The sequence below is a fragment of the Bacteroidota bacterium genome (assembly GCA_018266755.1).
Taxonomy (GTDB): domain Bacteria; phylum Bacteroidota; class Ignavibacteria; order Palsa-1295; family Palsa-1295; genus JAFDZW01.
In genome coordinates, this window is record JAFDZW010000005.1 from 473,092 (window position 1) to 492,252 (window position 19,161).

General features: G+C 54.0%; 17 protein-coding genes and 2 tRNA genes. 3 read left to right on the top strand and 16 right to left on the bottom strand.

Annotation, left to right across the window (positions count from 1 at the left end):
* Positions 1–17: 17 nt before the first annotated feature.
* Positions 18–785 carry a TSUP family transporter gene (locus tag JSS75_06565; GenBank protein ID MBS1903346.1) on the bottom strand — a complete coding sequence of 256 codons (768 nt, stop codon included), beginning with the start codon at positions 783–785 and terminating at the stop codon, positions 18–20.
* 98 nt (positions 786–883) lie between these two features.
* Between JSS75_06565 and JSS75_06570 the strand changes: the two genes are divergently transcribed.
* Positions 884–1,213, top strand: a complete 330-nt coding sequence (locus JSS75_06570; GenBank protein MBS1903347.1) for a hypothetical protein — start codon at positions 884–886, stop codon at positions 1,211–1,213.
* A gap of 6 nt (positions 1,214–1,219) precedes the next feature.
* Here the strand turns inward: JSS75_06570 and rimM are convergent, their stop codons facing one another.
* The 5 genes from rimM to JSS75_06595 all read right to left on the bottom strand — a co-directional run bounded on the left by rimM (position 1,220) and on the right by JSS75_06595 (position 5,315).
* Complete coding sequence (gene rimM / locus JSS75_06575; protein ID MBS1903348.1) at positions 1,220–1,732, bottom strand: 16S rRNA processing protein RimM; 513 nt, start codon at positions 1,730–1,732, stop codon at positions 1,220–1,222.
* A gap of 71 nt (positions 1,733–1,803) precedes the next feature.
* On the bottom strand, positions 1,804–2,328 hold the full coding sequence (gene rpsP / locus JSS75_06580; GenBank protein ID MBS1903349.1) for a 30S ribosomal protein S16: 525 nt from the start codon (positions 2,326–2,328) through the stop codon (positions 1,804–1,806).
* 297 nt (positions 2,329–2,625) lie between these two features.
* Entirely contained in the window at positions 2,626–3,606 is a 981-nt protein-coding gene (zapE, locus tag JSS75_06585) for a cell division protein ZapE (GenBank protein MBS1903350.1), read from the bottom strand.
* Positions 3,607–3,698: 92 nt separating this feature from the next.
* Positions 3,699–4,640 (bottom strand): 4-hydroxy-3-methylbut-2-enyl diphosphate reductase, encoded by a 942-nt coding sequence (locus tag JSS75_06590; protein MBS1903351.1) that lies wholly within the window; start codon positions 4,638–4,640, stop codon positions 3,699–3,701.
* Between the two features lie 438 nt (positions 4,641–5,078).
* Positions 5,079–5,315, bottom strand: coding sequence for a helix-turn-helix transcriptional regulator (locus tag JSS75_06595; GenBank protein ID MBS1903352.1), 237 nt, complete (start codon positions 5,313–5,315; stop codon positions 5,079–5,081).
* A 271-nt stretch (positions 5,316–5,586) separates the two neighbouring features.
* On the opposite strand from JSS75_06595, the gene JSS75_06600 reads away from it, so the two are divergent.
* On the top strand, positions 5,587–7,020 hold the full coding sequence (locus tag JSS75_06600) for a right-handed parallel beta-helix repeat-containing protein (protein MBS1903353.1): 1,434 nt from the start codon (positions 5,587–5,589) through the stop codon (positions 7,018–7,020).
* Positions 7,021–7,042: 22 nt separating this feature from the next.
* On the opposite strand, the gene JSS75_06605 is transcribed toward JSS75_06600, so the two are convergent.
* The 3 genes from JSS75_06605 to JSS75_06615 all read right to left on the bottom strand — a co-directional run bounded on the left by JSS75_06605 (position 7,043) and on the right by JSS75_06615 (position 9,710).
* Positions 7,043–8,128, bottom strand: coding sequence for a PD40 domain-containing protein (locus JSS75_06605; GenBank protein MBS1903354.1), 1,086 nt, complete (start codon positions 8,126–8,128; stop codon positions 7,043–7,045).
* 215 nt (positions 8,129–8,343) lie between these two features.
* Positions 8,344–9,015 (bottom strand): (d)CMP kinase, encoded by a 672-nt coding sequence (locus JSS75_06610; protein MBS1903355.1) that lies wholly within the window; start codon positions 9,013–9,015, stop codon positions 8,344–8,346.
* Positions 9,016–9,074: 59 nt separating this feature from the next.
* Positions 9,075–9,710 carry a hypothetical protein gene (locus JSS75_06615; protein MBS1903356.1) on the bottom strand — a complete coding sequence of 212 codons (636 nt, stop codon included), beginning with the start codon at positions 9,708–9,710 and terminating at the stop codon, positions 9,075–9,077.
* A 237-nt stretch (positions 9,711–9,947) separates the two neighbouring features.
* On the opposite strand from JSS75_06615, the gene pstS reads away from it, so the two are divergent.
* Positions 9,948–10,982, top strand: coding sequence for a phosphate ABC transporter substrate-binding protein PstS (pstS, locus tag JSS75_06620; GenBank protein MBS1903357.1), 1,035 nt, complete (start codon positions 9,948–9,950; stop codon positions 10,980–10,982).
* Positions 10,983–11,093: 111 nt separating this feature from the next.
* Here the strand turns inward: pstS and pstA are convergent, their stop codons facing one another.
* From pstA to JSS75_06655, 7 genes are all read right to left on the bottom strand, one after another.
* Positions 11,094–11,984 (bottom strand): phosphate ABC transporter permease PstA, encoded by an 891-nt coding sequence (gene pstA / locus JSS75_06625; protein MBS1903358.1) that lies wholly within the window; start codon positions 11,982–11,984, stop codon positions 11,094–11,096.
* Positions 11,981–12,958 (bottom strand): phosphate ABC transporter permease subunit PstC, encoded by a 978-nt coding sequence (pstC, locus tag JSS75_06630; protein ID MBS1903359.1) that lies wholly within the window; start codon positions 12,956–12,958, stop codon positions 11,981–11,983. The genes pstA and pstC overlap by 4 nt, the downstream gene beginning before the upstream one ends.
* Positions 12,959–13,132: 174 nt before the next feature.
* Positions 13,133–13,206 (bottom strand) — tRNA-Asp (locus JSS75_06635).
* A 113-nt stretch (positions 13,207–13,319) separates the two neighbouring features.
* The gene (locus JSS75_06640; GenBank protein ID MBS1903360.1) at positions 13,320–14,519 is read right to left on the bottom strand and encodes a hypothetical protein; all 1,200 of its coding nucleotides are present in this window, start codon (positions 14,517–14,519) and stop codon (positions 13,320–13,322) included.
* 19 nt (positions 14,520–14,538) lie between these two features.
* The gene (locus tag JSS75_06645; protein ID MBS1903361.1) at positions 14,539–17,538 is read right to left on the bottom strand and encodes a TonB-dependent receptor; all 3,000 of its coding nucleotides are present in this window, start codon (positions 17,536–17,538) and stop codon (positions 14,539–14,541) included.
* 261 nt (positions 17,539–17,799) lie between these two features.
* Complete coding sequence (locus JSS75_06650) at positions 17,800–18,936, bottom strand: alpha/beta hydrolase (protein ID MBS1903362.1); 1,137 nt, start codon at positions 18,934–18,936, stop codon at positions 17,800–17,802.
* Positions 18,937–18,978: 42 nt separating this feature from the next.
* Positions 18,979–19,051, bottom strand: a tRNA-Ala gene (locus JSS75_06655).
* Between the last annotated feature and the right edge of the window lie 110 nt (positions 19,052–19,161).

Below are 19,161 nucleotides of genomic sequence, written 5' to 3' on the forward strand. Positions count from 1 at the left end.
GTTGACCGTCTGTTCCGCTATTTAAAAAAGATATCGTACCCAAAACGCAACAGGGTCCCGACAATAACTACAAGAAAGAAGACTCGTATAAAGGTATTGCCCTTCAGGATTGCAAGCCGTGCACCGACGAATCCACCGAGCGCATTGAACAACGCCATCGGTAATGCGATCATATATAGTATCCGCCCACTGAGCAGGAAAAACGTGATCGAACCAAGATTCGTCGAGAGGTTCAGGAATTTTGCGTTCGCGCTCGCACGCAAGAAATCGTATCCAAGCAGCGTGATCAACGCCAGAATAAAAAAGCTCCCGGCCCCGGGACCGATAAAGCCGTCATAAAAGCCAATGAAGAGGCTAATCGATACTGTGTAGAGCAACTCCAGCAGCGGTGAATGCTCTTTATGCGTATGGCTCCCAAAATCTTTCTTACTATACGTATAGATCGCAACGAGGCTCAACACAACTAGCAGTAATGGCTTCATGAAGCCATTACTGACGACCGTCAACAATTTGGAACCGGTAAATGCGGAGATACACGCGATTGACGTCATGATCGCCAATCGCTTGATGTTGAGTGTTACGTGGCGCGAGTATTGATATGCTGCGATGCTTGTCCCGCAGAACGAGGGCAGCTTTGTAGTCCCGATAACCGTCGCGACAGGGTAGCCAGGAAGCAGGACGAGCGCGGCTGGGATTTGGATCAATCCTCCCCCTCCGACGACAGCATCAACGAGCCCCGCACAGAAGGCGGCGGCGCACAACAGAACGAGTTCGGTGGTAAACACGGCTGCAAAGATACGATTCGCGGTGCTTTCACGTGGAGGAACGTGGAACAACCCTACCCTATGCGCCGTTTAACTTTGGCACTAATACAACGACTTACATGGCACAACCAACCCGTCAGGCCACGCGCCCCAGAACCGCTCAGTCCTCAACCCGCACGCGTTCGTCACAAAGTTCAGGCGGTGCCGCGCGTCCGTTCAGCATGCCGCTGGAGCGCCAGAATATCATCTATATTTTGGCAGGCGTGGCTATTGTAACGCTTGGGTATATCCTCATGGGTAGTGGCGATGCACTTGGGTTCGTGCCGTTGAATGTTTCACCATTCGTTCTTGTCCTCGGCTACCTTGTCGTCATTCCGATGGGCATTATGTACGGAGCACGTCGCAAAAAAAGCCCGGCGACGATGGCCGAGCAGCAACACAGCGCGTAAATCAACTCAAAGCTCCTCCAGGAGCCGTACGGTTACCGTTCTCGTTTCGCGATCGACCCCGACGAATTCCTCGCCGGCCATTGTCATTAATCGTTCGCTGCCATCTCGCATGGTCAGAACGAGTATATTCCCAGCCGGCATTTCCAAATGTTGCCGGACGGTCCCGATCACTTCCTTCGAATCGGCATCCACGACGTTCATGCCGGGATATTCATGGTAATAGGCTTTCCCTTTCGGCGGGGGGAGGGTTTCGGACTCAGGGATCAGGACTTGTGCTTCACGATAGAGGTCTGCCGTATCGCGGTCGGTAATCTCTTTGAACTTCAAGAGGATCCCTTTAACCGTCTCGCGTGTGGACAACAGGGTCAGTTCGGAGACGTCTCCGTTTTCTTTTCGGACCGTTACCGTCTTGAGCTTCTTGAACCGCCGGTTGTCGTAGGTATACGAATCGGCTGAAAGCTCGCCGGCTACGCCATGCGGCTTTCGGATAACGGCAACGAGTATGAGCGCTTCGTTCACGGGCCTAAGATGCAAAAGGCGGGCCTGTGAAGACCCGCCTTTCGCGGTGACATTGGTGTTCTATACCAAGCTTATTCAGCAGCCGGCGCTTCTGCTTCGGCAACCGGAGCCTCGGCCGCTGCAGCTTCCGCGGCAGCAGCAGCAGCAACTTCCGCAGCCTTTGCAGCTTCAGCATCGGCGATCGCCTTTGCGGCAGCAGCAGCTTCCGCTGCTTTCGCGTCGGCCTTCTTCTTCGCAGCTTCCTTCTGGCTAACGAGCTTCTTGGCGTAGGATGCTTCCTTGTTCGCCTTCCACGTATTGAAGATCTCTTCTGCGCGAGCCGGATCGATCTTCTTCTTTTCGAGGTGGAATTTCAGCATGATGCCCTTCGAGGAAAGAAGCGAACGGACCGTGTCCGTCGGCTGTGCTCCGACACGGAGCCAATACATCACGCGTTCTTCGTTGAATTCAATCTTCGTGCCCGGCTCGCTCTTCGGGCGATACTGGCCGAGGGATTCGATGAATCGGCCATCACGGCGGTTACGTGAATCGGTCGCAACCAGCTTATAGATCGGAAGTTTCTTTCTTCCCTGCTTCGCAAGGCGTAGCTTTACCATAGTTTGTTCTGATTTTGGTACTGAATTCGGCAGAGGAAGTCTGACGGGACGAACAACTATGAAAGCCCCAAGACAGAGTCTCTACCACGATTTCGAGCCGCATACAACACAATTTGGCCCGAAAAATTTCCCTATTCCGACCTCCGGCAATGCCCAACTTATCCAGACGTCATTCTGAGCAAAGCGAAGAATCCCTTCATGAAACGCAGTGAGACCCCGCCACAGCCATTCTTCACGGAGCGTACATGGAGAATATGCTCAGAATGACAGTACTACACCATAAGTACAAATGAGCCCTCACCCAACCTCACCCCGGGTCATCTCCCCCAGCCGCGATATCGTCCGCAAATACTTCTTCGTATCGCCCCCGACAAAATAATACCGCTGAAAGAGATCCTTCGGCTCGACCGAGGCTGAGGCAAAGAGCCGGATGTTATTATCATACGCCTTGTCCACGAAGTAGACGAACCTGAGCGCTTTATGAGGATGATCGATCGGAGCGATACCCCGCAACACTACCATCTCGAAATCGGAGAGCGCTTTACGGATTCGCATCGGATGAACCTTCCCAAGCACTTCGAGAAATTCCTTAAATGATGCACTCAACCTATTACATGACAATATACTAACGCCGTCCAGGATCAGATCAAGCTCAGTTTCGGATTCTACCCAAGTGCTTGCTTTACCCTCACCCAAATGGTGCACCGTACGATAGTCTTCGCCGTCAATCCGGACGGTCTCGAAGCGATTCGTCAGAGTCCCCAACTCGCGCTGGAAATCTTCAACTGAGAACTTCCCTTCGCCCAGGGCACCGGGCGGAGTATTGGAGCTCGTCAGGATCGAGACTCCGTTATCGAAAAGCTGGCCGAGCAGATTGGTCGTGATCCTCGTATTGGCCGGATCGTCCAATTCCAATTCATCCAGAACCAGTAGTGTATAGCCCTTGAATGCCCCGACAACTCCTTGAAGCGTCTGCAACCCAACCAGAAACATTAACTCTTGAAAGGACAGATATGCTTTGGGGCCATTAAATGCGTGGTATGCGGACGCCAGTAAGTGAGTCTTACCCACCCCAAAACCACCATCGAGGTAGAGGCCATTTCCCGACTGCTTCGTTTTTGTAAAGAACTTCCCCAAGATGCCACTCGAAGGCTTCGACGTTCCTGCTAACTTCTCAACAAACGACTTCACCCGCCGTAAAGCATCCGATTGCGAGGGGTAGTCCGGCTCCGGGACGTAGTTGCCGAACCTAGCCAGATCGAAATGCTTCGGCGGCACCAAGTCCGTTAGCATTTCCTCCACACTGAGCGGCCGCAACGCTTTCTCGAGGAGAGAACTCGCTTTAAGTGCGGTCTGAATATTATTATTTATCAAGCAACTACCGGAAGTAAACTTGCCTTTTCCGGTTCGCCGACCATTTTATAGATGGCATCGCTGACCCGCTCCATTAACCACATCGGCGTACTCGTCGCACCGGTAATGCCGACCGTCGAAGCGCCCGCAAACCATTCGGATTGTAACTCCTCTTCCTTCTCGGCGAAGTACACTCGTGGGTTCACCGACTTTGCAATATCATGCAGGACTTTCCCGTTCGAGCTCGTGCGGCCGGCGACAAACACGATCACGTCGTTCGCCTTGGCAAACTCGATCAGTTTCTTCTCACGGCCCGAAACCTGTCCGCAGATCGTATCTTTCGCATGAAATTCGACTGCGTCCTCCTCCATTTCCGCGATAACCAATTCCTTCAACCGCCCTTTCAACTCGTCGCGGATGGCATAGAATGTCGGTTTATCCATCGTGGTCTGGGAGAACAGGACCGTCGGCTTGTCGAGCGTCACCTTCTCGGTCGCTTCGGCCAACGTCTTGACCACGATCGCCTCGTCATTGACGACGCCCCGAAGACCGATCACTTCGGCATGGTCTCTCTTCCCGAAAATAACGATTTGGTAGCCTTTGTCGTAGAACTTCTTGATCCGCTCCTGGACCTTCGTCACCACAGGGCACGTTGCGTCGATGACCTCGATCCCCAATCGTTTCAGATCCTCGTAGGTCTTAGGCGGCTCGCCGTGGGCACGGATGAGTATCTTGGTTGCGACATTCTTTGTCGCGTTTTCCTGGGCGATGCGCTCGAAATCCTCGTGATGGATTGTCTTCAGACCTTTCTCGCCCAGACGCTCGATCTCCATCGGGTTATGGATGATATCCCCCAGCGAATAGAGCTCGGCGTTCTGCCCAAGCTCTTCCTCGGCGAAATCTACCGCCCGGACCACGCCCCAGCAGAACCCGCTATTTCTGTCGATGTGTACTTCCATTGGAGTATCAAACATGACTTGAAAGGCCGTCGTTCACCCGAGGAATGCCCGTAACCGCCCCTTCGAACCACCCAACCAATCGTCATTCTGAGCAACGCGAAGAATCCCCCAATGAAACGCAGTAAGCCCCCTTTGAACCTCTCAAACCGACGTCATTCTGAGCGAAGCGAAGAATCCCTCGATGAAACGCAGTAAGCCCCTTCGAACCACTCAACCGAACGTCATTCTGAGCGAAGCGAAGAATCCCTTTGGCGGAGCCTTTCAGGGTTTCAGCAAGGGATTCTTCGCGTTGCTCAGAATGACAGCTTGTTTGGTAAAGAATCGGTCTCGACATCGCACACCCCTCCCACAACCATACAATCCCGGCGGCTGCCCCATCAACAAGTAGGCAGCCGCCGTCGGGTGTTTGCTTGATCCCCCGTGGCGAGGGGTTATTCGTTAGTCCCCGGAAGGCCCCTCGTCACCGGGAGAGACCATATCCGTGACAAGTTGCGGTGCGGGCACACCGAGACACTTCGCGATCCGCTCCAGCGAATCCGCGCTTACATTCGCATTTCCACGTTCGAGATTCCCGATGAAGTTCAGGCTCAGCCCGCTCCGCGTCGCAAGCCGCTCCTGTGTCCATCCTTTTCGGTTTCGAATACGTCGAATGTTCTCACCAATGGTTTTGCGCAAATGCATCGATGCAAATTATGAACAATCCCCGAAAATCCGTACCACGTATGGTTTGTAACATATACTGTGGAAAAGATTTGGGCACTAATACGTGAGCCCGACACTCACGAATAGGTGCCTATACTTTCGACGATATAATATACTGGTGAGAAGAAGGAAACCGTATGACCTATAGGTTATAAAGCCAGCAACAACTCCAAAATAAACTGTAGGGCCAGTAACGGCCCCATCACTGCACCGATCCCCTCACCCGGGTGTTCGATTGATACCCATGACGAAACTACTACCCCTCTTCTCTGTCTTCGCACTGCTCGCAACCACCGCGCATGCTCATGTGTGGCAGGTCGGCCCTACTCGGATGTACACGCTTCCGAGCCAGGTTGCTGCGCTGGTTTCGAGCGGGGATACGGTGGAGATCGATGCGGCGGCGTATGACGATTGCTGTACGTGGTCGGCGGACAACTTGCTCTTGCGAGGCGTCGGCGGCAGGCCGCATCTTAAGAACAAGACGTGCTCCAATAAGGGAATCTGGATCCTCTTCGGGAATAACACGACGATTGAGAACATCGAGTTTTCAGGCGCGGTATCGTCGGATTGGAACGGCGCTGGGGTTCGCGCGCAGGGCGGGAGTTTTACGATCCGTGGGTGCTACATCCATCACAATCAAATGGGTGTGCTCGCGAGCATGACCGATAGCGCCAACGTGCTGATCGAACACTCGGTCTTCGATGCGAACGTCAGTCCGAACGAATCGCTCTTTGCGCATAATATCTATATCAATACGTGCGACACCTTCACGCTGCAATACTGCTATGTGCACGGAGCGCAGGTCGGACACGAGGTCAAGAGCCGCGCGTATGTGAACTTCGTTCTCTACAACCGGATCACCAACGAAGACGACAGCGCCAGCCGCGATATCGATCTGCCGAACGGCGGGCAGGCGTACGTGATCGGCAACATGATCGAGAAAGGACCGAACGCCGACAACACCAATACGCTGGGGTTCGGACTCGAAGGAATGAAGAATCCCGGACCGCAGAATCTCTACGTCGTGAACAACACGTTCGTCAACGACCTACCGGCCAAAGGCATTTACTTCATTCTCCCGAGCAGCGGTTTTGATACGCTGCTGGTCAAGAATAATATCTTCGCCGGGACCGGAGTACTGCTCAACGGCTCGCCTTCGTATATCGATAGCACGACGAATCTGTTCACGTCCGATATTCCGTCGGTGGGGTTCGTCGATCATGGACATTTCAACTACCATCTCACAGTCGGTTCTCCTGCGATCGGCGCAGGCAGCCCCGCAGGGTTCGCACGCGGGTTCTCGCTCACGCCAGAGTTCGAATATGCTGACACCGCAAACGCGGTCGCTCGTGTGCATCTCAAGAGCCAACCGATCGCGCAGGGGGCGTATGAGTATAACGGATCGGAAGCAGTCCGGTCCCCGTCGCGTCCCGACGCTCAACTTCATGCAGTGTATGACCGCGAGCGATCGCTGATCATGATCGATCTTCCCCCGGAAGCCGGTCTCGGAAGTACAGTCACAGTGTATGATATGCTCGGCCATGCACTGGCGGCAATCGCGGCAGATGGCAGAACCAACATCACCATCCCCGTGGCGAACATTCCGTCAGGTCTCTACTTCATTCGTTTGGTATCGCCCACGAGCGTCCTGACGACATCACTTGCCGTCACAAGATAATTAGCACGGGGTATTTATCGTGCTACTTCAAAAAGTATCCATCGAACGTACCGGCAGCGATAGTCTTGCGTTGCTTCGTTGCGAGTTCGATACGCACGAGCGAGGCATTGCCATTGCCGAATCCGTTCGGCCAGGAGTTGCAGAGGATCGAGGCGCCATCGCTGCTCCAGGCGCAGAGCACTTCGGCAGCGTTCCCAGTCGTCAGATCGATCTTCGTGGAGCCTTTGTCCGGCGTGACGATCAAATGATGGCTTGTGCTTTCGTAGAGAAGCTTCGAGCCGTCAGGCGACCATGAAGGAGCAAAACCGCTATCGACGCGCACCGCCGGCGTCCCGGACAAATTGAGCGTGAATACCTGTTCGGCGTCGGCGTAGGCAATTGTCGATGTACCATGCTGCAAACTTACCTGTCCTTCGTCGAACGGGCCCGGATGCACATACGAATTGTAATGTATTGTCTTCTGATTGAGCCCGCCGGTATTCGTACTTGCGAAAGCGGAGCCGCCCGCCGGATCGACAATTTCATAGTAATCGATCATACTATGGTCGTCCGAAAAGCATGGGATCGTTAGTCCGTTGAAATTATCGCTGATCTGCGTGAGCACGGTGCCGTCGGTATTCGCAACATACAGGGTCGCCTTGATGGAGGAGGAATCGTAGGTAGCGAACGCGACTTTCGCCCCGTCGACGGAAAGCATCGGTAGCAGCGCGAGGTTTTTCTCGGTCGGATAGATGAACGAATAGATCGTATGTGGCGACGAGTTATCGTTGTTTGCGACAATGATCTTTACTGTATACGCCGTACCGGCCGTGTCGAGCGTAAGATACGCGACCTTGCCATTCTCTGCGCTGGTCACAAAGCCGACGCCCCAATCGCCGATATAGGCTCCGTCGACATCGGCCGCCTGAATCTTCTGCGGGATCGACCCCTGGGTCGCCCGAAGTGCCGTTAAGAGAGAGAGCATGTTATCCGGCACGTCGCTTTGTGCAATCTTATTGTACACGATGTTGCCGGTACCAGTGGTCGATGGCGTCAACGTCGTGTTGCTTGAGCATCCTGCAACTACAGAAACGGCAAGCAACAATAGCAAATGGCGGTAACGGTTCATACTGCGATCGGAATGAAAGGAATCACAACGGGTGAGGATACAAATAGTTCGTATCCTACATGTCGGGAAGTGGCTCCGTGCGAACGGTGTTGGCTGTCATTCTAAGCGAAGCGACGAATCCTGTTGGCGGAGCCTCACAGGGTTTCATCAAGGGATTCTTCGCTTCGCTCAGAATGACGCCTGGGGTGGGCAAATACCCACAAAACTATTCTCGCTTATACGCTGCTGGCAGCATGCGCAAGTTCTACGACACGTTCTACTTGCTCGTCGAAGGTCAACGTACTGGTATCGATCTCGACGGCATCGGGGGCTTTGCGCAGAGGGCTCAACGCACGTTCGCTGTCGCGTCGGTCGCGTTCGGCGATCTCGGTTTCGAGATTAACGAGGTCGGCGGCAATCCCCTTTTCGGCAAGTTCGCGATAGCGCCGTTCGGCCCGGACCTTCGGACTGGCGATGAGAAAAATCTTCAGTTCGGCATCCGGAAAGACAACAGTTCCGATATCGCGGCCGTCGAGCACAACGCCGCCGCTGGCACCGATCTCCTGTTGCATCTCGACCATCTTTGCGCGAACATCCGCCCGGCTCGAGAGTGCGCTCGCAAGTAGCGCCACATCGGGCGCGACGATCTCTGCCGCAACGTCCTTGCCTTCGAGCAGAACGTTCGCAGATTCGTCGACATCGATGTAGACACGTTCGAGTAGTCTGCCGACCTCATCGGATGCAGGATCGACGACTCCCCACTGCTTGCAATAGAGCGCGAATGCGCGGTACATCGCTCCGGTATTGAGGTGTTTATACCCGAGCCGCTTCGCAACCGTTTTCGCTGTCGAGCTCTTGCCCGAAGCGGTTGGTCCGTCGATCGCGATAATGATGCCGTTGGGTCGCATGTGGTAGTCGTTCGTCAGCAGCCGAGAGCCGATGCGTGCAGAAATCTGCTCGCCAATACTCAGTTTGAACGGAACTCGGTACTAACGATCGTCAATTCCTTCGGATAGGTCATTGCACCGATCGGCGTCGAGAGTTTTGGCTGTGCTTTGAGCTGTACGTGCGAGACGCCACCCTGGCCGCTGATCGCCATTGCAAGGTTGACAAGTTCTTCGTAGCCTTTGTCGGCGAAGAAGTGTTTCAGATCAACCGATGCCTGCAGCGGGATGATGACGGTTTGTCCGCCGTTCGGCAACGAGACGGCGCTGCCGATTCCACCCGTGATGGTCTCTTTCCCATCGAGAAGCAGCTTGTACGGAAATTCGGTGAGCGAAAAACCCGAGAGGTTTGCCTTCGGATCCGGTTTGTTCGGGTTGCGAGCCGCGACATTCAGTGTGAACGTCAGCGGGAATTTGCCCGACTTGAAATTCGAGAGTAGGTTGATACCATCCATCACACTGAGGTCCGAGACGGAATGCTTGCCGGAGAGGTTCACCCCCATCAGGCTCACGTTCACAGCATCCTGTAGTTTAAACTCTGCGCGGGTCAGCCCTGCAAGGGCATTGAGCGTAGCGCAAGAGTTGAGGTTAAGCAGCGCCGCAACACCTGCGGCAAAGATCGCCGTGATGGCGACAAACGAGAAAAGTGACTTCTTCATATTCGGGATAACGTGTTAGAATAACAGATGTTCCCGCAACCACCGATTATTATTTCTTCACAAAATGGATCTTCCCTCAAATTGCATCAGAATAGACAGGCCCGCAGGTAACAGTAACTTAACAATACGATATTGCCGAGGTAACGGCACATTGAATCGCTTGTATGGCCTCCCAATGTTTGGTACACGAACAGTTCATACTGTTCATTGCATTCTTCACAACCATTTGAACAAACAATGTCAAAGCGAATCATAGCATCGATCTTGGCCCTCGCTGTTGCCGTGGGCTGCGGGAAGAAATCGGACACGGCACCAGGAGCCGACTCGACAAAGACAATGTCGACGGCGCTGACCGGTGCAGGCTCGACGTTCATCGAACCGATCATGACCCACTGGGTAAGCGAGTTCGCCAAAGCAGGCAACCCGAACGTAAACTACCAGGGAGTCGGCTCGGGCGCTGGAATTAACAATCTCATCGATCACACGGTAGACTTCGCAGGCTCCGATGCTCCGATGAACCAGGGTGAACTCGATCGCGCAAAGGCGCCGGTCGTGCATATCCCGGCAGTCATCGGCGCGGTGTGCGTCTGCTATAACATCAAAGGTGTCGATAGCGGACTGAAACTCGACGGCGATGTACTCTCGAAAATCTTCATGCAGACGGTTACATACTGGGACGCCCCCGAGATCAAGGCAATGAACCCGGGCATGAAGCTCCCGCACGAGAAGATCTTCACGGTCCACCGTTCCGACGGTTCGGGTACGACGGCAATCTTCACGAATTATCTGACGAAGGTCAGCGATACCTGGAAATCGAAGATCGGCGAAGGCAAGACGGTCAACTGGCCGGAAAGCGCACTCGGCGGCAAGGGAAATGCAGGCGTTGCCGGCATTCTGAAGGAACATGCCAATTCGATCGGCTACGTCGAACTCGCGTATGCGGAGCAGAACAAGATTCCGTATGCGCAGATGAAGAACAGCGCGGGCAACTTCGTCAACCCGAGCGTCGAGTCGGCCAGCGCGGCTGCCGATGGTGTCGATATGGGTGCAACCCTCACCCCGATGATCACCAACACTGCCAACCCGCAGGGCTACCCCATTACGGGCTTTAGCTGGTGCATCATGTACAAGAACTCGCCGAAGGGAACGGACGTCAAGAAGTTCATGCACTGGATCATCTCCGACGGGCAGAACGACTGCAAGGCGCTCTACTATGCTCCGCTTCCGGAGAGCGTTCGTAAGCTGGCATCCGCCGCAATCGACGCGCAGTAAATTTCCCGGGAAAGACAAGAGAAGCCTCAACCTCGCAAAAGCCCCTTGAGACGAAAGTCTCAAGGGGCTTTTGTTATGCCCTAAGCGTACGATACTCGAACGGTCTCCACACTATCGTGCCATCCGATTGCGAAGCGCAAAGCGTGTCAAAAGGCTGAGCGAAAGAATAAAGAATATTAAGATCATCGCACCCGCCAGCGCCAGATGATGCAGTGACTCATATGGGGACGTGGCATATTTGTAGATGTTGAGCGGAAGCGCATCGATCGGCTGGTCGAGCGCCGTGCTGAATGTCATATTCCCGAATGCCGTAAACAACAGTGGCGCCGTCTCCCCTGCAATGCGCGCGATAGCAAGAACGACCCCAGTGATAATACCATCACGCGAGGCCGGCAGGATTACCGAGAACATCGTACGCGCTTCTGTCGCCCCAAGTGCGAGCGACGCCTCTCGCAATCCGTTCGGGACCAGCCGCAGAATCTCTTCCGTTGTGCGCATGATCGTCGGGATCATCAGTATCCCGAGTGCAAATGCACCGGCGACAACCGTGAATGCATGCCCTGGCATCATCTCTGCCGTCGGCAGAACGACAACCACGTACGCAAACAGACCAAGTACGATACTCGGAATGCTGTTGAGAACGTCGGTTAGCAACCGTACAATGCCGGCAAGCCGCGAGCGCGAGCCGGAGAGATAGACGCCGCCGAGGATCCCGAGCGGAATTCCGAACACACTCCCGAGCCCTAGCAATTCGAGCGTGCCGACGATGCCATTGAGCAGTCCGCCTCCGGGCTCTCCCTGCGGCGCCGGACCTTTGGTGAATACATCGAGGTTGATCGACGATATTCCCCCGACAACGAGATAGCCAAGAACGGCAACGAGCGCCCCAACCGATACGATCGTTGCTGCAGTACAGAGGCCGATCATTAGCCCGTTAACGATCCGTTGTCGACCGGCAAAGGTCCGCGGGTCGAGCCGTGCGCGTGTAAAGGAATGTGTCATCCGTTGATATTCTGGGCAGTGTAACGTACTAGCAGTTTCGCGATGATATTCACCACCAGCGTGACGACGAAGAGTGTCAGACCAATCTCGATCAGCGCCGAGCGATACAATCCGGAGGCCTCCGCCAATTCGTTGGCAATCACACTCGACATCGTGTACCCGGAGTTGAAGAGTGACGCAGTGAACCGAGGCGAATTGCCGATGACCATGGTAACTGCCATCGTCTCACCCAGAGCCCTACCAAGGCCCAGAATGACCGCTCCGATGAAGCCGGACCGTGCATACGGCAGCACTGCATGCCAGATCGTCTGCCACTCGTTCGCGCCGAGTGCATACGAACCTTCGCGGATGGCCTGTGGGATGTTTCGCAAGATATCGCGTGAGACCGAGGTGATATACGGGATGATCATGATCGCCAGAATTATCGAGGCGCTGAGCATATCATACCCATTTGGCGTGTCGCCGAAGATCGGCAGCTTCGAGAGCAGCCCATTCGCAGCGATCGGGGTCTCGACATATTTGACAAGGAACGGCTGCAAAACGAACAGCCCCCAAAGACCATAGACGACGCTCGGAATCGCCGCAAGCAGTTCGACCAGAAACGAGATCGGTCGGTACAGTCGTGGCGGACACATCTCCGAAAGAAAAATCGCCGAAAGTAAGCTGATCGGTACCGCGATCAAGAGTGCCCAGGCCGAAGAGTAGAGCGTGCCCAGAATGAACGGCAGTGCTCCGAATCGCTCACTGCCGGGATCCCACGTCTTATCTGTGAAGAAATGAAACCCATACCGATGGAGCGAAGCCGCCGAGCCGCTAAAGAGCTCGACAAAGATCCCCACGATGATCGCCAATACGCTCAGCGCACACGCGGCCAGAATCGCATAATAGATCGTATCGATCGTTTTGCTTCCGAGGCGCCGCCGGGTCTTGTTGCGCAGGCTCGATTTCGATGTCGAGATGCCGGTATCAGACATGGGATATGGATATAGTTCTCCCCGAGATCGGGTTGCATGGGAGCACAACTAATCCGCACGGAACATCGGTTCTCCCGGCAAATTACCAAATCATTAACAATTGGACACGACTATAAATCGGTGGAGACTATAGACCAGAAAATACAGTGGCGGGACCACAATTTAAAAAGAGTGCGGAGCGGACGGGACTCGAACCCGCGACCTCCTACGTGACAGGCAGGCGTTCTAACCAGCTGAACTACCGCTCCATCCGCATCTCGAAAGTTGCGGGCATATAACTGTTATTTAATGCCAGAAGTTCGGCTACGGCAAAAAAAATGCCCGCCGGGTAGGCGGGCATAGGATTCGGTATCTCAAAGCCTTAGTGCAGATTCGGGTTCGCCGTGCGTTCACGCTGTGTGATCGGCAAATACTGCCACGTGTCCGCGCCCAAATGCCACTTGTTGAAGCGGCGTTCGTCCGCCAGACGCGCGCCAGTACAGAAGAGCTCCTTGTCTCGCTCGATGTAAATGCTGTCGAGCGAAATAGACGTTAACTGATCGAGTCCGTGCGAGGTACGTACCGAATTCACGTGGCCAAGCGCCCCGTTGAGGTCGTTTGCCCGTGCAGCACATTCGGCAAGGATCAACTCGTTCTCCTGCCAGGTAAGGAAGGAGATCGACGATGCGTCCTCCGGGTATTTATCCTGCTGATAGAGCGTCAGCGTGCTGTCGATCGGTACGGGTACCATCGGAAGACGGGCCGCCTCTTTCGGGTCGTCCTGAACATACTGATGGAAGCGCGGATCGAGCGTGAATTGCAGACGGCCGTTCCCCGCTGTGCTCCACCAGAAGTTGCTTGCTTCCGACGAGAATTTGCACAGCAAATCGCTCGCACCCGATTGCATGCCCATGCCAGCATCTGTTGCCGCCGTAGTATAATCACCCGTCAGCAAGTGAATGCGGGCGATGAGAGTATGGGTCTGGGCTGCTTGGTCCGGCGTTGCGTATTGCAATGCAAGATTCAGACGTTCCAGCGCAAGCGCATACATCTGGCTCGACGGAATGAAGGGGCTGAGGTTAATCACCCCTCCCCCTTCGGTCGGGTTCAACGCGAAATACGTTGCATAATAGTAGCGGGCCACGCCACCGTAGAAGTATCCGGTGAACATTGCCAAATTACGCAGCGAGGTATCTTTGTAAGTAATCCCCTTTGCACGCGATACCAGCGTGTCGGCATACAGCCTCAACTGACCTAATGCCAATTCTGCATCCTCAACACTGCCGTTGTTGATACGGATGTTCCCCATATCGACTTCGAGATACGTCGGATATGTGGCTGTGCTTAAGCGTGTATCGAATACCAAGGCGTCCGATAAGCCATCCGAAAGGCAGGTCAGCTGTGCCGTCGTGTTGTTGAACGTCGCAATGACGCCCGTAACGACGAAATTGGTCTGGCTCTCACTGCTGAGCAGTTTATCGTCGACCGAACTGATCGGCGCCTGAATGTTCTGTACGAAGTCCTTGCAGCCGAAGAGCGACAGCGACGCAAGGCAAGCGATCGAAAGAATAAGTCTGTTCATAGTCATAGTCGTCCCTTCCTTAGAATCCGAGTGTGGCCGTGAAATAGAAGACGCGCGGGTTCTGCAGCGTCAGGAAGTCCTGTCCGCGATATACCGTATATGTCGAGCCTTGCGTACTGAGTTCGACATCGGGCATGCGGTACGCCTTCGAGATCCATGCCAGATTCCGTACGCCGACCGAAACGGCCAGCGACTTCACCTGACGGCCCGGCAACACATCGCCGAGAACATCTCCAAAGTCATAGCGCAAGCTTACCTCGCGAAGCCGGACGTAATCCGACGATTCAAAATATCCGACCGCACCTGGTGAGTTCGGATCAAGCTGGGCAAGACGATCGGCGGCAGCATTGTATGCGGCCGAACCGGGCGTCAGTGCTTTGATCGTCGTGTCGCCATGCACCGACGGGAAAACGAAGCCCGGATTTCCTTGCAAACCAAGCTCACGGATAAGTGTATTGTATTCCTTGTCGTTGCCGTAGTATGTCTGGAATTGGCGCGTCAAATTGTGGATCGTACCACCCATCTGCCAATCCGTCAGAACATTCAGCGTGAAGTTCTTTAGGAATCGGAAATTGATCGTGAACGAGCCGCTCGTTGGGGCAACCGGGTTACCCAGGTACGAACGAACTGTATCCGTCGACGGGCCGGCATACGTCCCGTCTGTATTGAATGATGCCTTCCGCACGGCGAAGGTATAGAACGCCGAACGTGGCTGGCCGACGGCAATCGCATTCTCGCCCGAATAGATCTCCGGCGCTCCTCCGAGGCTTGTCACCTTATTCTTCCCGTAATTCCAGATAAGGCTCAAATCGAGCTGATAATCTGGTGTGTGAAAGAGCTGACCGTACAATGTCGCTTCGATACCGCTTCCTTCGATCGTACCGACGTTGCGCGGTGTCGCACTGGCAGTCAGACCGGTCGATGGACCGTTCGTGAAATTCACGATCGAGTTCGTTGCGTTCTGCATGTAATACGTGAACTCGAGTCCGTAGAGGTTCTTGTATTCGAGGTCAAGTCCCAATTCCAACTCACCGATACGCTCCGGCTGGATGGCATCGTTACCGATCGATACAATGACCGCCCCAGGACCGTCGCCGCTCGGCGTCGAACCCCAGCGAAGACCGGATGCTTGCAACGGGTCCGGGAGAATACCCGACTGACCGTAGGCAACACGGAATTTCGCGATATTCAAATCGGTCGGCAAAAAGTCTAATTTGTCGAGGCGAATCGCGCCACTGGCACGCGGATAAAAGATGCTCGGCGCTGCAGTACCGATCGAGGTTGCATATTCATTACGAACCCCAAGCGAAAGCAAATACTTGTCCTGCAACGAGAAATCCTGTAAGAGATAGATCCCCGCGCTCCGGCTTGCAGCGAGCCCTTCGTCGGCGGAAATAAACTTCGCGCCTGCACTTAGGTTGGTAACGATGTCCGTTGGGAAATTCTGTTTTGTAATGAAGAACGATTGGCTCGATTCATAGAACAACTGTGAGCCCAACGTAGTCGACGTCTTGATATCCTCGCCCACCGGCCAGTTGTATGCGGCAGAAAAATCGAGGTTCGTACGATCTTCGTAGTTATTGTTGAGCATCCGCTGTCCGTTCGTCACCCCGAATGCGGAATAGTCGAGACTTGCAGGGTACATCTGTTGGATGCGGTATGCATAGCCATCGTATCCAACCGACGCACGCAGCGTGAGGTCGGAAACGGGGTTATAAATCCCTTCGATCGATCCGGTGAATCGGTGGCTACTATTGGTAGTCGAGATATTCGCCCCTAAGATACTATCGGCACCGGCGTATGAGCCAAGCCCACCGACCGACTTGGGTCCGAAGATCAACGTGCCACCGAGTGCACCGAGAATGTTATTATCATTCTGGGGGAGCGATGCGTCGACAAGCGAGTAGCTCATCGTGGTGTTGATCTTGACTTTATCGGAAGGAAACGCGCTGAAATTCGCTCGCAGGGTATTGCGCTCTTGCGAGTTATTGTACTGGATACCATCCTCGTTTCGATGGTCGAACGACGCGTAGTAATTGAATAGGTTATTGCTTCCGGCGATACTCAGTTCGTGTTCGGTGAACGGACCGGTACGAAATGTCTTGTTCGCATCGTCGAACGTCAGCGCCATATCCTGGGTGTACTTCGTTGCTTGCTCGTTCCAACCCGATATGATCTTGTACTGATACATCGACCCACCGCCGAGCATCCCTGCCGACGGTCCGTTCTTGGTTTTGATCAGCACGACGCCGTTCGATCCCGATGTACCGTAGAGTGCGGCAGCAGCCGGACCTTTGAGGATCTGAATATCCGCGATGTCGTCAGGATTCAATGTTGCAAGCGCACCAAACGCTTGTCCGCCGGTCAGACTGACGCCGTCTCCAAGTTCTCCATTCGGTACTCGGACACCATCGATGAATATTGCCGGTTGGCCGCTGCCATTGAGGCCGCCACCCGAGCGCATATCGAAGCGGATTCCACCTCCGACCGTGCCAGAGCCTGGCGTTATCTTCACACCTGGAGCCTTCCCATCAATCACCTGCGTCAGATCCTGGTAGTTTGCCGTTTGCGTCAGTTCGCCGGCGTTGATCTTCACGACAGCGACATCGGCATCGCTCTTGAACCGTGTCTGCGCTTCGCCGGTCACGACAACGTCTTCCATACCACGTACATCTGGCAGCATTTTGATCGAGATGTCCGTCGCCTGCGATGCAGTAACTGTGAGTTTGTACCGATATTGTTTAAACCCGAGATAACTGACGCGAACAATATAGTCGCCTGGCGGCACCTCTACGAAACTAAACGAGCCGTCATCTTTGGTCCGTCGACCGATCTTTGGTCCGCTTTCCGGGACGCCTACTTGTTGAAGAATGACCGTAGCCGCAGGAAGGCCCTCTTCCGTCTGAGACGAGACTACCCTTCCGGTGACCGATCCATTCTGTGCGAAGACGGTGGAAACACCGAGCAACAACAGCGCGGCGACCATCCACGATGATGCAAGATATCGAGTGTATTTCATAATTAGCGATGAAGCTGGTGACACAACATCGTCACGTGGTACCCTTGAGGTACTTCGTCGTGGCGTGACAAGAACTAACCCAAGACAATAATACGACGTTTTTTTTCAGATTGTACTAAATTTATGGAAAGTAATTACATGGGGAGCGATGCAAGTATGTTATCTAATTTGGGTTGCGAGGCTCTCAAGATCGCAGTTCACCGCACATTTGCTCATTTTGCAGCCTTGAGATACCTGAACTTACGGGAGGAATCAGGAGGCTTAGATTCGGTCCATTTTCCAACAGTTCGTCGGCGAGACGAGTACACGAGTACGAGTTGAATCGGTAAAGGCGAGCCCGGCAATACTCTGGCAAATGTCGTCGGCCACACGGCCACAAAGATAATAACTGTGCTCCACCAAGCCGGTCACGATCGAGGTGCAATCCACCTGATTGATCTTGTTGTGCAACATCATCGGCCGAGCCGCACCGCCCGTACCGAGCCGCTCCGGATTCCCCTTAGTGTAATCGGAGATATGCATGGCGAGGTCGTTGTGGTTATAATATACCGTCACGAACTTAGCCAGGTCGTCGAGATCCTGATATGGTTGACCCGGTTCAAAAATGTTATCGTCCACGTCCGGCGCACATAGAAAAATATGTTCGAAGACACGCGGCAGATTCGATGTGGGCGAGAAGTCTGCGATACGACCGATCGCATTCTGCAGCACGTAATTCCCCATCGAATGGCAAAGCAAATGGATATTCTGATTACAGAGTTGTTGCGAATTACCGTCGACGTCCGGACGACGAAGTTTGATCAGGTAGTCGCGAAGTTTCAAGATGCCGCGACCAAATGCCAGACCGGATGCTGCGGCCTCGGTACGGTCGGACTTATAGGAAACGAACGGAAGCATCATCCCATCCGAGGGCCACGAGAATAGCACCACAAGCGTCTTTCCATTCTGCCGTGCGTTGATCGTCTCTTGCAATGCAGACGCGGTACCGACTGCATCGTCCCACGAAACATTGAATCCGTGGATCATGACGACTACATTTGCCGAATCGATCATCGCCTGCCGAAGCTCGTCGAACATCGCTTGCGAACCATACACGGCGGCCGGTTGCGTTGCTTCCGAACGATTGCGATCAATATCTTCCTGAAATGCCTCGATCTTCCCTGTCTTCGATTGAGCCGTTAAATATCCGGTGAGTTTATCACCGTCACCAAGACCAAAGCCGCAATCTTTCTGCAGATGCGCTTGCAAGGTCGCCTCGTCTGCTTGCAAGGTGACTTTTCCGAACCGTAGGTTTTCCGTGCCATCGTCGCTAAACTTCGTGCCATACGATGTGGGATTCCATTGGTCGGTTCCGAGATGATTTCGGTTGGTTGCGTAGTAGAGGGTAATAGTCTTCATAAGGCGCTGAAGATACGTAATGTCTGTGTGCCGGTCGGGGAGTGGAGCTGAGGGGACTCGAACCCCTCACCTTTTGAATGCCATTCAAACGCTCTACCAGATGAGCTACAGCCCCAGCATACACGTGCGGGACTTACCCGCAAATGCGCGAACTAAACGGGTTTTGAGCCAGAGACGGTTCCCGAATGGAGGAGAATGTAAAATGTAACATGTAAAATATAAAAT